This window comes from Acidovorax cavernicola (genome assembly GCF_003581445.1).
Window position 1 is genome coordinate 124,943 of the sequence record NZ_QXMN01000007.1, and the last position, 14,658, is coordinate 139,600.

The 14,658-nt window shown below is 69.1% G+C and carries 16 protein-coding genes; 14 read left to right on the forward strand and 2 right to left on the reverse strand.

The features are described from left to right. Window positions 1–44 precede the first annotated feature (44 nt). The gene (gene radA, locus D3H34_RS09025; RefSeq protein ID WP_119553109.1) at window positions 45–1,436 is read right to left on the reverse strand and encodes a DNA repair protein RadA; all 1,392 of its coding nucleotides are present in this window, start codon (window positions 1,434–1,436) and stop codon (window positions 45–47) included. Between the two features lie 25 nt (window positions 1,437–1,461). After that, a complete protein-coding gene (locus D3H34_RS09030; protein WP_286185555.1) occupies window positions 1,462–2,361 on the reverse strand; it encodes a LysR family transcriptional regulator in 900 nt (299 codons plus the stop codon). A 100-nt stretch (window positions 2,362–2,461) separates the two neighbouring features. On the opposite strand from D3H34_RS09030, the gene D3H34_RS09035 reads away from it, so the two are divergent. The 14 genes from D3H34_RS09035 (at window position 2,462) to ilvD (ending at window position 14,653) form a co-directional block, all read left to right on the forward strand. Then, entirely contained in the window at window positions 2,462–4,159 is a 1,698-nt protein-coding gene (locus tag D3H34_RS09035; RefSeq protein WP_119553111.1) for an FAD-dependent oxidoreductase, read from the forward strand. Further along, a complete protein-coding gene (locus D3H34_RS09040) occupies window positions 4,156–5,160 on the forward strand; it encodes a Bug family tripartite tricarboxylate transporter substrate binding protein (protein ID WP_119553112.1) in 1,005 nt (334 codons plus the stop codon). The genes D3H34_RS09035 and D3H34_RS09040 overlap by 4 nt, the downstream gene beginning before the upstream one ends. A gap of 86 nt (window positions 5,161–5,246) precedes the next feature. Then, a complete protein-coding gene (hpaR, locus tag D3H34_RS09045; RefSeq protein WP_119553113.1) occupies window positions 5,247–5,684 on the forward strand; it encodes a homoprotocatechuate degradation operon regulator HpaR in 438 nt (145 codons plus the stop codon). Next, the gene (locus tag D3H34_RS09050; RefSeq protein WP_119553114.1) at window positions 5,681–6,310 is read left to right on the forward strand and encodes a fumarylacetoacetate hydrolase family protein; all 630 of its coding nucleotides are present in this window, start codon (window positions 5,681–5,683) and stop codon (window positions 6,308–6,310) included. Before hpaR ends, D3H34_RS09050 begins: the two co-directional genes overlap by 4 nt. After that, window positions 6,307–7,077, forward strand: coding sequence for a fumarylacetoacetate hydrolase family protein (locus D3H34_RS09055; protein WP_119553115.1), 771 nt, complete (start codon window positions 6,307–6,309; stop codon window positions 7,075–7,077). Before D3H34_RS09050 ends, D3H34_RS09055 begins: the two co-directional genes overlap by 4 nt. 35 nt (window positions 7,078–7,112) lie before the next feature. Continuing rightward, window positions 7,113–8,120: a Bug family tripartite tricarboxylate transporter substrate binding protein gene (locus D3H34_RS09060; protein ID WP_119553116.1), complete on the forward strand. Its 1,008-nt coding sequence runs from the start codon at window positions 7,113–7,115 to the stop codon at window positions 8,118–8,120. 29 nt (window positions 8,121–8,149) lie between these two features. Next, window positions 8,150–9,124: a tripartite tricarboxylate transporter substrate binding protein gene (locus D3H34_RS09065; RefSeq protein WP_119553151.1), complete on the forward strand. Its 975-nt coding sequence runs from the start codon at window positions 8,150–8,152 to the stop codon at window positions 9,122–9,124. A 3-nt stretch (window positions 9,125–9,127) separates the two neighbouring features. Beyond that, window positions 9,128–9,463 carry an aromatic ring-opening dioxygenase subunit LigA gene (locus tag D3H34_RS09070; protein WP_119553117.1) on the forward strand — a complete coding sequence of 112 codons (336 nt, stop codon included), beginning with the start codon at window positions 9,128–9,130 and terminating at the stop codon, window positions 9,461–9,463. Next, window positions 9,460–10,287, forward strand: a complete 828-nt coding sequence (locus D3H34_RS09075; protein WP_119553118.1) for a DODA-type extradiol aromatic ring-opening family dioxygenase — start codon at window positions 9,460–9,462, stop codon at window positions 10,285–10,287. The genes D3H34_RS09070 and D3H34_RS09075 overlap by 4 nt, the downstream gene beginning before the upstream one ends. 16 nt (window positions 10,288–10,303) lie before the next feature. Beyond that, window positions 10,304–10,711, forward strand: coding sequence for a 5-carboxymethyl-2-hydroxymuconate Delta-isomerase (locus D3H34_RS09080; RefSeq protein WP_119553119.1), 408 nt, complete (start codon window positions 10,304–10,306; stop codon window positions 10,709–10,711). A 22-nt stretch (window positions 10,712–10,733) separates the two neighbouring features. Continuing rightward, complete coding sequence (gene hpaH, locus D3H34_RS09085) at window positions 10,734–11,537, forward strand: 2-oxo-hept-4-ene-1,7-dioate hydratase (RefSeq protein WP_119553120.1); 804 nt, start codon at window positions 10,734–10,736, stop codon at window positions 11,535–11,537. A 10-nt stretch (window positions 11,538–11,547) separates the two neighbouring features. After that, on the forward strand, window positions 11,548–12,369 hold the full coding sequence (hpaI, locus tag D3H34_RS09090) for a 4-hydroxy-2-oxoheptanedioate aldolase (RefSeq protein ID WP_119553121.1): 822 nt from the start codon (window positions 11,548–11,550) through the stop codon (window positions 12,367–12,369). A gap of 36 nt (window positions 12,370–12,405) precedes the next feature. Continuing rightward, the gene (locus D3H34_RS09095) at window positions 12,406–12,876 is read left to right on the forward strand and encodes a nuclear transport factor 2 family protein (protein ID WP_119553122.1); all 471 of its coding nucleotides are present in this window, start codon (window positions 12,406–12,408) and stop codon (window positions 12,874–12,876) included. A gap of 40 nt (window positions 12,877–12,916) precedes the next feature. After that, entirely contained in the window at window positions 12,917–14,653 is a 1,737-nt protein-coding gene (gene ilvD, locus D3H34_RS09100; protein ID WP_119553123.1) for a dihydroxy-acid dehydratase, read from the forward strand. The last annotated feature ends 5 nt before the right edge of the window (window positions 14,654–14,658 follow it).

Below are 14,658 nucleotides of genomic sequence, written 5' to 3' on the forward strand. Positions count from 1 at the left end.
CCTCCCAGTGAGTTGAATGACGAACCGTCGCGGCGCACTCAGTCTCAATCGAGGCGCCGCACCACCTCCATCGCTTCCTCGATGCGGTCGACCGCGTGAATGGTCAGGCCCTCGATCTCCTTGCTGCCCTTGCGCGGTGCGTTCGCCTTGGGCACCACGGCCACACTGAAGCCCAGCTTGGCGGCCTCGCGCAGGCGCTCCTGGCCGCGCGGCGCAGGGCGCACCTCGCCGGCCAGGCCGACTTCGCCAAAGGCGATGAAGCCCTTGGGCAACGGCTTGCCACGCAGGCTCGACGTGATCGACAGCATCACGGCCAGGTCGGCCGCGGGCTCGCTGATGCGCACACCGCCCACCGCGTTGACAAACACGTCCTGGTCCATGCAGGCCACGCCGGCGTGGCGGTGCAGCACGGCCAGCAGCATCGCGAGGCGGTCGCGGTCCAGGCCCACCGACAGGCGGCGCGGGCTCGGGCCGCCGTTGTCGACCAGCGCCTGGATTTCCACCAGCATCGGCCGCGTGCCCTCGAGCGTCACCAGCACCACGCTGCCGGGCACCGGCTCGGCATGCTGGCTCAGGAAGATCGCGCTCGGGTTGGTCACGCCCTTCAGGCCGCGCTCGGTCATGGCGAACACGCCGATCTCGTTCACGGCGCCGAAGCGGTTCTTGATGGCGCGTACGAGGCGAAAGCTGGAGTGCGTGTCGCCCTCGAAATACAGCACGGTGTCGACCATGTGCTCCAGCACGCGCGGGCCCGCGAGCGCGCCTTCCTTCGTGACGTGGCCCACCAGCACCACCGCCGTGCCGCTGGTCTTGGCGAAGCGCGTGAGGTGCGCCGCGCATTCGCGCACCTGCGCCACCGAACCGGGCGCGGAGGTGAGCTGGTCGGAGTACACGGTCTGGATCGAGTCGATCACCGCGATGGCCGGGCGCGTGGCGTCGAGCGTGGCGATGATCTTCTCCAGCTGGATCTCGGCCAGCACCTGCACCTGCGAGTGATCGAGCCCGAGCCGCTTGGAGCGCAGCGCGACCTGCGAGCCGCTTTCCTCGCCCGTCACGTAGAGCGCGTTCTGCCCCGCACGCTGCAGCGCGTCGACCGCCTGCAGCAGCAGCGTCGACTTGCCGATGCCCGGGTCGCCGCCGATCAGCGTGACCCCGCCCGACACGATGCCGCCGCCAAGCACGCGGTCGAGTTCGTCGAGCCCCGTGGGTGTGCGCGCGACATCGGTCGCCTCGATTTCCGACAGCGTGGTGAGTTCCGACGCGCCCGCGAGCGACGCGAACTGCGTGCCGAAGCGGTTGTTGGCCGGTCCGCTGGCCGCGCCGGCGACCTGTTCGATGAGTGTGTTCCACGCCCCGCAGCTGGGGCATTTGCCGAGCCACTTGGGGCTGGTACCGCCGCATTCACTGCAGACGAAAGTTGTTTTGTCCTTGGCCATGCGCAGAGTTTAGGTGGACCCCACCTCAGCCGATGGCGAATTCGCGCACCAGCAGGTCCGCGAACGCCTGTGCGGCCGGCGACAGCGATCGGCCCTGCCGCGTCACCACCGAGATGTTGCGCGCCACGGTCGGGCGGATCAGTCGCCGCGCGACCAGCCGCTCGTGGTCGGCGTGCGCAAGGATCGACGCCGGCAGCAGCGCCGGGCCGAGCCCGCTGGCCGCCATCGCGAGCGCGGTGGTCAGCAAGGTCACCTCGTAGGCGATGTCCAGCCGCACGCCGGCGCTCGCCGCCGCCACATCGATGCTGCTGCGCACGCCGTAGCCCGGCTTGACCGTGATCAGCGGATGGTCGACCAGCTGCCGCCAGGTGATGCGGTCGGTGCCGGGCAGGCGCAGGTCGCGGTCGGCGACGACCGCGAGGTGATCGTGCAGGAACACGCGCTGGTCGAGCCCCGGGGTGCGCGCCTGCAGCGTGCCGACGCCGAAGTCGACCTGCTCGCCGAGCACCTTCTCCACGAACTGCCCGGGCGCGCAGTCTTCGATCGCAACCTTCACGCCGGGGTGCAGGTCCAGGTAGCGGCGCAAGGCCTTGGGCATGAGCGTCTGCGCGATGGTGGAGGTGGCCGCGATGCGCACGCGCCCGCGCCGTCCCGCCGCCAGCTCGGCCATGCCGGTGCCCAGCGCATCGAGTTCGGCCAGCACGCGCTCCGCATGGCCGATGGCCTCGTTCGCGGCCTCGGTGCGCTGCAGCGAGCGCGTGGTGCGGTCGAACAGGCGCACGCCGAGCCGGTCTTCCAGCTCGCGCAGCAGCACGCTGACCGCCGGCTGCGTCAACGACAGCGCGACCGCCGCGCTCGACAACTGGCCGCTGTGATACACGGCCACGAACGCGCGCAGCTGCCGTACAGAGGGGACGCCACGCATTGATAACGGATTTTTATGAATGGCCATGAAAGTTTCACTTTTTCTGCGGACCGGTTCGGCACTGTAATGGCGCCTCGCAAGAATCCGGAGACATGAATCCATGACAGAGCAATTGAAGGCCCAGGTGCTGATCGTCGGCGCCGGCCCCGTGGGGCTGACGCTGGCGATCGACCTGGCGCAACGCGGCATCGACGTGTTGATGACCGAGATCCGCCACCGCGGCGAACCGCCGAACGTGAAGTGCAACCACGTCGCGGCACGCTCGATGGAAGTGTTCCGCCGGCTGGGCGTGGCACAGGCGCTGCGCGATGCGGGCCTGCCGGCCGACTACCCGAACGACGTGGCCTACCGCACGGCCGTGACCGGCATGGAGCTGTCGCGCATTCCGATCCCCGCGCGCCGCGACCGCTACACCGCCACCGGCGGCCCCGACACTTGGTGGCCCACGCCGGAGCCGCCGCACCGCATCAACCAGATCTACCTGGAGCCCGTGCTGTTCGCGCACGCCGAGGCCACGCCGGGGCTGCGCATCCGCAACCGCACGCGCATCGACGACTTCGAGCAGGACGACGAGGGCACGTGGGCGACGGGCGTGGACCTGGACGACGGGCACGCGGTGCGCATCCGTTGCCTCTACATGGTGGGATGCGACGGCGGCCGCTCGATGGTGCGCAAGAAGATCGGCGCCAGCCTGCACGGCACCGACGTGGTGGGCCGCGTGCAGTCGACGTACTTCCGTGCGCCCGCGCTGCTGGGCCTGCTGAAGCATCCGCCGGCCTGGGCCACGTTCGCGCTGAATCCGCGGCGCTGCGGCAACGTGTATGCCATCGACGGCCGGGAGACCTGGCTGCTGCACAACTACCTGCTGCCCGACGAGACCGACTTCGACTCGATCGACCGCGACTGGGCGATCCGCCAGATCCTGGGCGTGGGCGACGACTTCGAGTACGAGGTGATCTCCAACGAAGACTGGATCGGACGCCGACTCGTCGCCGACCGCTTCCGCGACCGCCGCGTGTTCATCTGCGGCGACGCCGCCCACCTGTGGATTCCGATGGCGGGCTACGGCATGAATGCCGGCATCGCCGATGCGATGAACCTGTCGTGGCTGCTCGCGGGCCGCCTGCAGGGCTGGCTGACTGAAGCGGCGCTTGCAGCGCACGAGGCCGAGCGCCAGCCGATCACCGAGCAGGTGTCGAGGTTCGCGATGAACCACGCGCTCGCACTGCAGCGGCAACGCGAGGGGGTGCCCGAAGGCATCGAGGCGCCCGGACCCGAAGGCGATGCGCTGCGCGCCGCGCGCGGCCAGGCGCTGTACGACCTGAACGTGCAGCAGTACTGCTGCGGCGGCCTCAACTTCGGCTACTTCTACGAGGGCTCGCCGCTCATCGCCTACGACGGCGAAGCCGCGCCCGCGTACACGATGGCCGAGTTCACGCCGTCGACCGTGCCAGGCTGCCGCACGCCGCACCTGTGGCTGGACGACGGGCGCTCGCTGTACGACGCGATGGCCGCGCTGGGCGGCGGTTACACCTTGCTGCGTCTCGATCCCGCAATCGACGTCGCGCCGCTCGAAGCCGCGGCGGCCGCGCGCGGCCTGCCGCTGCGCACGCTGGACATCCGGGCCGCGGACGCCGCGTCGCTCTACGACCGGCCGCTCGTCATCTCGCGCCCCGACCAGCACGTGGCCTGGCGCGGACATGCCGTGCCGGCCGACGCGCTGGCGCTGATCGACCTGCTGCGCGGCGCAGCTGTTCCCGCATCGCAACCTGAAAAAGAAAGAGAGACAAGCCAATGAACCGTCGCCATGCCTTGCGCCACCTGGGCGCCCTGTCCGCAGCCGCTTGCGCGGCCCACCCGCTGTCCGCGCTGGCGCAGGGCGAGAAGCCCGTCACCATCGTCGTGCCCTATGCGCCCGGCGGCACGACCGACATGCTCGGCCGGCTGATCGCCCAGCAACTGGGCACCGCGCTGGGCCGCACCGTGATCGTCGACAACCGGCCCGGCGCCGGCACCGCCATCGGCGCGTCGCAGGTGGCGCGTGCGGCGCCCGACGGCTCGACGCTGCTGGTCGCGACCAGCACCACGCTGGCGATCAATCCATGGCTCTACAAGAAGCTCTCTTACGACCCGGCGAAGGACTTCGCGCCGGTCGGCCTCATCGGCGCCGTGCCGCTGATGGTGGTGGTGCATCCGTCGGTGCCGGCGAACACACTGGCCGAACTGGTGGCGCTCGCCAAGGCGCGGCCCGATGCGCTGAGCTACGGTTCCGCAGGCAACGGCAGCCCGCAGCACCTGGGCGCGGAGATGTTCAAGGTCGCGACCTCGGCGAACATGACGCACGTGCCCTACAAGGGCAGCGCGCTCGCGCTGACCGACCTGCTCGGCGGCCAGCTGCAATTGATGTTCACGGACATCGCACCGGCGCTGCAGCACGTGCGCAGCGGCAAGCTGCGCGCGCTGGCCGTGACGTCGCGCAAACGCCAGCCGACCTTCCCTGCCGTGCCGACCGTGGCCGAGTCCGGCGTGGCAGGCACCGCCGACTTCGAGGCGGTGGCGTGGCAGAGCGTGGTCGCGCCGGCGGGCACGCCCAAGGCCTTCATCGACCGTTGCAGCCAGGAGATCGCGCGCATCGTCGCGCAGCCCGCGCTGCGCCAGAAGCTCGAAGGCGAAGGCTTCGAACCCGCCGCGCCCGGCACGCACGGCGCGGGTGCGCCGGAGCAGCTGGCCGCCTACATCCGCAGCGAAACGGAGCGCTGGGGCCGCGTGATCCGCGCTTCGGGCACCACGATCGACTGACGACATCGAGCCCGCAAGGGTTATCCCGCAGGCGTGCTTTTTCGACGATCATTTAATATATTAAATAATCTCGAAGGGCACAGTTCTTGAGCGCGACTTTCACCCACCGCAACCTCCCGCGCCTGCTGCTGCAGGCGCGCGAAGCCGTCATGGCCCACACGCGGCCCAGCCTGCGCGAGCACGCGCTGTCCGACCAGCAGTGGCGGGTGCTGCGCGTGCTGGGCGAACACGGCGCGGTGGAAACCGGCCGCGTGGCGCGCGAGGCCTTCATCCTCGGCCCCAGCCTCACCGGCGTGCTCGCACGCATGGAACGCGACGGGCTGATCCAGCGTGAGCGCGATCCGGCCGACCAGCGGCGCACCGTGATCGAAGCCACGGCGCACGGACGCAAGCTGGTCAAGCGGCTGTCGACCAGCATCGAGGCGCACTACCAGTGGCTGGAGCAGTCGCTGGGCAAGGAAAAGCTGACACAGCTCTACGGCCTGCTGGACGAGCTGATCGCGCTGGAGCAACCCGAGCCATGACCACGACCTTCCTGCCCAGCGGCACCGTGTACGGCACGCTGCTGAACTTCCGCGCCGAGTTCGACGCGCTCGCGCCGCAGATGACGCAGCCACCCTACAAGGCGCCGCCGCAGGCGCCGGTGCTCTACGTCAAGACGGCCAACACCTGGAGCCCGCACGACAGCGCGATCGCCGTGCCTGCCTCGGTGCCCGAGGTCGAAATCGGCGCCAGCATCGGCATGGTGATCGGCGCCGAGGGCGACATCGAAGGCTTCGTGCTGATGAACGACCTGTCGATTCCCCACGCGAGCTTCTTCCGCCCGCCGGTGAAGTTCAAGTGCGTCGACGGCTTCCTGGGCATCGGCCCGGCGCTGCGCGATGCGCAGTCGGTCGCCGACCCGGCGGACTTCCACGTCGAGGTGCGCATCAACGGCGCGCTGAAACAGTCGCTCGATTTCTCGACGCTCGTGCGCCCCGCCGCGCAGTTGCTGGCCGACGTGAGCGAGTTCATGACGCTGGCGCACGGCGACGTGCTGCTGCTGGGCTGCGGCGCAGGCCGGCCGTTGGCACGCGCGGGCGACCGCATCGACATCTCGGCACCCGGCTTCGAGCCGCTGCACAACACGCTGGTGCAGGAGGCCGCATGAAGCACGCACGCGTCATCTTCGAAGGCCGCGAACACACCGGCACCGCCCATGAATTCAACGGCCAGCCCGACGCCGCCGTGCGGCTGGACGACGGCCGCGTCGTGCCGCAGGAACAGCTCGTGTGGCTGCCGCCGCTTGCGCCCACGGCGCGCCCGCGCACCATCCTCGCGCTCGGCCTGAACTACGCCGACCACGCGAAGGAGCTGGAATTCAAGGCCCCTGAAGAGCCGCTGGTGTTCGTGAAGGGGCAGAGCGCACTGATCGGCCATCGCCAGCTCACGCACCGCCCGACCGGCGTGAAGTTCATGCACTACGAATGCGAACTCGCCATCGTCGTCGGCAAGACCGCGAAGCACGTAAAGCGCGACGACGCCTACGACTTCATCGGCGGCTACACGGTCGCCAACGACTATGCGATCCGCGACTACCTCGAGAACTGGTACCGCCCCAACCTGCGCGTGAAGAACCGCGACACCTGCACGCCGCTGGGCCCCTGGTTCGTCGATGCGAAGGACGTGGCCGACCCGATGGCGCTCGCGCTGCGCACCACCGTGAACGGCACGGTCACGCAGCAAGGCAACACGCGCGACATGATCTTCGACGCGCCTTTCCTCATCGAATACTTCAGCCGCTTCATGACGCTGTCGCCAGGGGACCTGATCCTCACCGGCACGCCCGACGGCGTGGTCGATTGCCAGCCGGGCGACGTGGTCGTCACCGAGATCGACGGCATCGGCGCACTGATCAACACCATCGCCACGCGCTGAGCCCACGCTTTCAAAAACCACGGAGACAAACCGCCATGACGACCGCCACCACCAGGACCTTCCGCCTTGCCGCCGCCCTCGCGGTGGCAGGTGCCGCGATGACGATGCTCGCGCCCGCCGCCACCGCGCAGACGGCCTCGCCTCCGGCCTACCCGACCAAGCCGGTGCGCTGGGTCGTCGGCTACCCGGCCGGCGGCGGCACCGACTTCCTCGCGCGCACCGCCGGCGCGCAGCTCTCGCAGCAGCTCGGCCAGCCGGTGCTGGTGGACAACCGCCCCGGCGCCGGCGCGATCATCGCGTCGGAAAACGTGGCGCGTTCACCGGGCGACGGCTACACCGTGTTCTCGGCCGACAACGGCGTGCTGGTCTACAACCCCGCGCTCTACAAGAAGCTGCCCTACGACGCCGAGAAGGACTTCGCGCTGATCGGCATGATGGGCCGCTCGCCGCTGATCATCACGGCCGCACCGGGCACGGGCTTCACCGACGCCAAGGCGCTGATCGCCGCGCTCAAGGCCTCGCCGGGCAAGTACAGCATCGCCACGCCGGGCACCGGCAGCCCGCACCACCTGGCCTACGAGTTGTTCCAGCGCGAGGCCGGCGTCTCGATGCTGCACGTGCCCTACAAGGGCGGCGCGCCCGCGCTGCAGGACCTGATGGGCAACCAGGTGCCGCTGATGATGCTCGACCTGCCCAGCGGCATCAGCGCCGTGAAGGCCGGCAAGGTCGTGCCGCTGCTGGCGATGTCGGCCGAGCGCGTGCCACAACTGCCGCAGTTGCCCACGGCCAAGGAACTCGGCTATGCCGTCGAGGCCTACACCTGGCAGGGGCTGGTCGCGCCCACCGCCACGCCCAAGGCCATCCAGGCGCGCCTGGGCACCGACCTGCTCAAGAGCATGAACGACGCGGGCGTGAAGCAGAAGCTCTACGACGCCGGCTGGGAGGCACGCCCCACCGACGCCGCCGACATGGGCCGCCTCGTGGAGTCCGAACGCAAGAAGTGGCACGCGCTGATCAAGGCGCGCGACATCAAGCTCGATTGATGCCGCCCATGCCCTCGACCCCTCACGCCATCGGTCGCCGCGCCCTGCTGCAGGGCGCCGCCGCCTTCGCAGCACTCCCGTCGCTCGCCCGCGCGCAGGCGCCCGCGGCCTGGCCCGCCAAGCCGGTGCGCATCGTCGTGCCGTTCACGCCGGGCGGCACCACCGACTTCGTGGCGCGCCTGGTCGGCGTCGAGCTGGCGAAGGCGCTGGGCCAGCCGGTGATCGTCGAGAACAAGCCCGGCGCGGGCACGGTGATCGGTGTCGATGCGGTCGCCAAGTCGGTGCCCGACGGCCACAGCTTCGTGTGCGTCGCCAACAGCTTCACCGCCAACCAGACGCTGGTGCGCAAGCTGCCCTACGACACGCTGAAAGACCTGCGACCGGTCGCGCTCATGGGCATGTCGGAGCACGTGCTCGCCACCCATCCGGCGAGCGGCCTGAAGACACTCGCCGACCTGCGCACCCTGGCCAAGGCCAAGCCGGGCACGCTGAGCTTCGCCTCCTTCGGCAACGGCACCTCGGCGCACCTGTCGGGCGAGATGCTCAAGCTGCAGATGGGCCTGGACCTCGTGCACGTGCCCTACAAGGGCCAGGGTCCGGCGCTCGCCGACCTGCTCGGCGGACAGGTGACGGTGATGTTCGGCAACTGGCCTGAGTTCCGCGGCCATGTGCAGGCCGGCAAGCTGGTGGCGCTGGGCATGGCGACCGCGCAGCGCTCGCAGTACGCGCCCGCCATTCCCACGCTGGCCGAGCAGGGCGTGGCCATCGAGTCCAACTCGTGGAACGGCCTGCTGGCCCCGGCCGGCACGCCGGACGCCGTGGTGCAACGCATGAACGCCGAAGTCAACCGCGCGCTGGCTTCGCCGGCCGTAACCGAGGCCTTCCACAAGGGCGGCATCGCGTCGCTGTCGGGCACGCCGGAACGCTTCGCGGACTTTATCCGCAGCGAGATCGCGAAGTACGGCGACGTGATCCGCAAGGCCAACATCCAGCTCGAGAGCTGAACCATGAGCCTGTACGCCATGCAGAAATTCCTGTTCGCGCTGAACCGCGACGCCGAGGTGCAGCGCCGCTATGCCGAAGGCGGCGACGCGCGCGACGTGCTGCTGGCCGGCTACGACCTGAACGACGAGGAGCGCGAGGCCATCGCCAGCGGTGACATCGGCAAGCTCTACGTCCTCGGTTGCAACGGGCAGCTGCTGATGCACTTCGCACCGCTGCTGGGCATTCCGTGGGCCGACTACCTCGAAGCCATGCGCGAGGGCGTGCGCAAGTACGGACCGGTGCGCGCGGGCATCTATGCAATGACAACCGGCACCGACGAGAAAGTGGCTGGCGTATGAGCCTCGTATTCGCAGGCGTGTGCAGCCACGCCCCCGGCATCACCGGCCGCGCCCATCTGGCCGACCCGGCCGTCAAGGACGAGTTCCACGCGCAGTTCCACCGCTTCGGCGCGGCGATGCGCGCCACGAAGCCCGATGCGGTGATCGTCATCGCCGCCGAGCACTTCGCGAACTTCTTCATGAACAACATGCCGGCCTATGCCATCGGCATGGCCGACAGCTACGAGGGTCCGATCGAAGACCCGAAGTGGCTGGGCATCGAGAAGCACACCATCCCCGGCGACGCCGCGCTGTCGCAGCGCCTGATCCGCGAGGTGATGCAGACCGTGGACGTGGCCTACGCGGAAGAATGGAAATTCGACCACGGCATCATGGTGCCGCTGAACTTCCTGACGCCGGACTTCGACACCAAGGTCATCCCCGTGAACATCAACTGCCAGGGCCCGCCGCTCACGCCACTGCACCGCGCGTGGGCCTTCGGCGAAGCCTTGCGCCGCGCCTGCGACAAGGCCCCCGAGCGCATCGCGCTGGTGGGCACCGGCGGCATCTCGCACTGGCCGGCCACGCCCGACTCGGGCAAGGTGAATGCCGATTGGGACGCCGAGTTCATGCGCCGCTGGTGCGCCAATGACCGCGAGGCGCTGCTCTCGCCCACCGACTACGGCGACGAAGCCACCTACCGCGAAGCGGGCCAGGGCGGCTTCGAGATCCGCACCTTCCTGAGCGTGGCCGCGGCCGCGCGCGGCAAGGGCGAGATCTTCCACATGAAAGCCATCCCGATCTTCGCGGTGACCTGCACGGCCGCCGTCATGTCGGTGGAATGAACGAAGGAACCTCCCCATGCCCCACCTGGTGATCCTCTACACGCCCAACATCGAGGCCGAGACCGACATGCCGGCGCTGTGCCGCGCGCTGGCCGACACCATGCTCGCGCAGCGCGACGAGAACGCCAAGCCCGTGTTCCCCACGGGCGGCACGCGCGTGCTGGCCTACCCGGCCGCGCACTACGCGGTGGCCGACGGCCGCGCCGACTACGCCTTCGTGTACCTGAACCTGCGCATGGCCTCGGGCCGCTCCGAGGCGGTGAAGAAGAAAGCCGGCGACGACCTGCTGGCCGTCGTGCGCACGCATTTCGAACCGGTCTTCACGCAGCGCCACATCGGCATCACACTGCAGATCGACGAAGCCCCCGGGCAGGTGTATGACGGCAAGCACAGCAACCTGCACCCCCTGTTCAACAAATCCTGACGATCACCGAAGAAGAAGCCCCATGCTGTCCACCGCCACCATCGCCCAACTGGCCGCAGAACTGCACGAGAGCGAGAAATCGCGCGTGCAGGTCGAGCATTTCTCCAAGCGCTTTCCCGAGATGACCATCGAGGACGGCTATGCCGTCTCGCGCGAGTGGGTGAAGCACAAGATCGCCGAAGGCCGCATCGTGAAGGGCCACAAGATCGGCCTGACCTCGCGCGCCATGCAGCAGGCCAGCCAGATCACCGAGCCCGACTACGGCACGCTGCTGGACGACATGTTCTTCGAACAGGGCGCCGACATCCCGTTCACGCGCTTCATCGCGCCGCGCATCGAGGTCGAACTGGCCTTCGTGCTCGGCAAGAAGCTGCAGGGCCCGAACGTCACCATCTTCGACGTGCTGGCCGCCACCGACTACGTGGTGCCCGCCATCGAAATCATCGACGCGCGCATCGAGCAGTTCGACCGCCACACCAAGGCCATGCGCAAGGTGTTCGACACCATCGCCGACAACGCGGCCAACGCCGGCATCGTGCTCGGCGGCCGGCCGGTGAAGCCTGACGCGGTGGACCTGCGCTGGGTCAGCGCGCTGCTCTACAAGAACGGCGTGATCGAGGAATCGGGCGTGGCCGCGGCCGTGCTCAACCACCCCGCCACCGGCGTGGCCTGGCTCGCGAACAAGCTCGCGCCCTGGGACGAATGCCTGGAGGCCGGCGAGGTGGTGCTGGGCGGCTCGTTCACGCGCCCCACCAACGCCGTGCCCGGCGACACCTTCCATGCCGACTACGGTCCTCTGGGCTCCATCGCCTTCCGTTTTGTCTGACGAGTTTTTCATGCACACCCCACTCAACACTTTCAAGCAAGCCCTTCAAGCAGGCCAGCCGCAGATCGGCCTGTGGGTCGGCCTGGGCGACGGCTATGTCGCCGAGCTGCTGGCCGGCACCGGCTACGACTGGCTGCTGGTCGACGGCGAGCACGCGCCCAACGACGTACGCTCGGTGCTCGCGCAGCTGCAGGGCATTTCGAGCGCGTGGTCGGCGCAGCCCGACACGGCGCGCTCGCACCCGATCGTGCGCCTGCCCACCGGCGACACCACGCTGATCAAGCAGTACCTGGACATCGGCGCGCAGACGCTGCTGGTGCCGATGGTCGACACCGCCGAGCAGGCCGCGAAGCTCGTGCAGGGCATGCGCTATCCGCCCGAAGGCATCCGCGGCATGGGCAGCGCGCTCGCGCGCGCCTCGCGCTGGCAGGCCTACCCGAACTACCTGCACGAAGCCAACGCGCAGACCTGCCTGCTGGTGCAGGCCGAGACGGTCGAGGCCATGAAGAACCTCGATGCCATCGCGGCGACACCGGGCGTGGACGGCGTGTTCATCGGGCCGGCCGACCTGTCGGCCTCGATGGGCTTCGTGGGCCAGCCCAACCACCCCGAGGTGCAGGCCGTGATCGCCGATGGCGTCGCGCGCATCCGCAAGGCCGGCAAGGCGGCCGGCATTCTGTCGACCACCGAGGAACAGGCGCGCAAGTGGCTCGCGGCCGGTGCGCTCTTCGTGGCGGTGGGTGTGGACACCATCCTGCTCGCGGCAGCCGCCAGGCAGTTGCTCGCGAAGTACAAGGCCGCACCGGGCGCGCAGACGCCCAACGGCTACTGATTCATCACTCGATCAGTCACTCAAGGGAGTCATCCGATGCAACGCACCACCTTCGCGGCGCTGGCCGCGGCCGCCGCCCTCTTTCTCACCGCCTGCGCGCCCATGGGCGCTGGCAAGCAGGGCACCACCGCGCAGCAGGAAGCCAACCGCCAGACGGTGCTCGCCTTCTACGAGAAGGGCCTGAACCAGAAGGACGCCGATGCGGCCCTGCAGTACGTAGGCAACCGCTACGTGCAGCACAACCCCACGGCAGCCGACGGCCCCGAGGGCTTTCGCAAGTTCGTCGCCTTCCTGCGCGAGAAGTTTCCGAACTCGAAGAGCGAGATCAAGCGCAGCTTCGTCGACGGCGACTACGTGATCCTGCACGTCAACGCAGTGCGAGAGCCAGGCACGCGCGGCAGCGCCATCGTCGACATCTTCAAGCTGGAGAACGGAAAGATCGTCGAGCACTGGGACGTGGTGCAGCCCGTGCCAGAGACCGCTGCGAACAAGAACGGCATGTTCTGACCTCCTGAGTTCCTGAATCCCAGCCAGCCAACGCCAGCCGATGACCACGCCCACCGATCCGAACAGCAAGCGCTTCCGCTCCGCCACCATCCGCGAGGGCACCATCCGCGCGACCACGCGCAGCTTCCTGCACGCGCTGGGCCAAGACGATGAGGACATCGCGCGCCCGCACGTCGGCGTGTTCCACACGGGCGGCGAAATGAGCCCGTGCAACCTCAATCTGCGCGAGCAGGCGCAGCACGCCAAGACCGGCATCTACGCGGGCGGCGGTACGCCGCACGAATGCCCGGTGGTGTCGGTGAGCGACGGGCTCACGATGGCGCATTCGGGCATGCGCTTCTCGCTGATCTCGCGCGAACTCATCGCCGACAGCGTGGAAGCCTCGACGCGCGGCCACCAGTGGGACGGCATCTTCGCCATCGGCGCCTGCGACAAGAACCTGCCGGGCCTGATGATGGGCATGGTCCGCTGCAACGTGCCCAGCGTGTTCGTGCACGGCGGCTCGGCGCTGCCGGGCCAGATGCCCGGCCCCGACGGTCGCGACCTCAACGTGGTCGACACCTACGAAACCATCGGCAAGGTGCTGGCCGGCACGGCCACGCACGACGAGCTCGACGCGATGAGCCGCGCCTGCCTGCCCACGGCCGGCGCCTGCGCGGGGCAGTTCACGGCCAACACGATGGGCATGGTGTCGGAAGCGCTGGGCCTCGCACCCGTCGGCTCGAGCATGGTACCCGCCGTGTTCAGCGAACGCGCGCCGCTGATGCGCCGCGCCGCGAAGCAACTCATGAAGGCCGTGATGGGCGATGGCCCGCTGCCGCGCGACGTCGTCACGCGCAAGGCGCTGGAGAACGCCTGCGCCGTGGTGTCGGCCACGGGCGGCTCCACCAATGCCGCGCTGCACCTGCCGGCGATTGCGCACGAGGCGGGCATCAGGTTCCACCTCGACGACGTGGCCGAAGTTTTCGCACGCACGCCACTCATCGCCGACCTGCGCCCGGGCGGCCAGTACCTCGCGCGCGACGTGTACTACATCGGCGGCGCCGGCGTGATCCTGCGCACGCTGATCGAACAGGGCTTCCTGCATGGCGACGCGCTCACCTTCACTGGCCGCACGCTGGCCGAGGAAGTCGCCGACGCCAACGCACCCGACGGCCGCGTGGTGCGCGATCCGTCCAACCCGATCACGCGCGACGGCGGCCTGGCCGTGCTCAAGGGCAACCTCTGCCCCGACGGCGCACTGCTCAAGACGGCAGGATTGAAGACGCTGGTGCATCGCGGCCCGGCACGTGTCTTCAACTCGGAAGAAGAAGCGCAGGCAGCGGTGCAGAACCGCCGCTACGAAGCGGGCGACGTGATCGTCATCCGCAACGAAGGCCCCAAGGGCAGCCCCGGCATGCGCGAGATGCTGGGCATCACCGCGCTGCTCTACGGCCAGGGCATGGGCGACAAGGTGGCGCTGCTGACCGACGGGCGTTTTTCGGGCGCCACGCGCGGCCTGTGCATCGGCTACGCAGGGCCCGAGGCGGCCGACGGCGGACCGATCGCGGTGCTGCGCGACGGCGACATGGTGGCCATCGATGCGCGCGCCGAAGCACGCAGCATTTCGGTCGAACTGACGGCCGAGGAAATCGCCGCGCGCCTGGCCCGACGTGAGGTAAACGCGGGGGTGGCGCAGGGTGGTTTGTTGGAAAAATACGCGCTCACCGTGCGCCCTGCCCACCAGGGCGCCGTGACCCACTCGGGCGCGGTCACCTGGCTGCGCGACGAGTCGTGATCCCT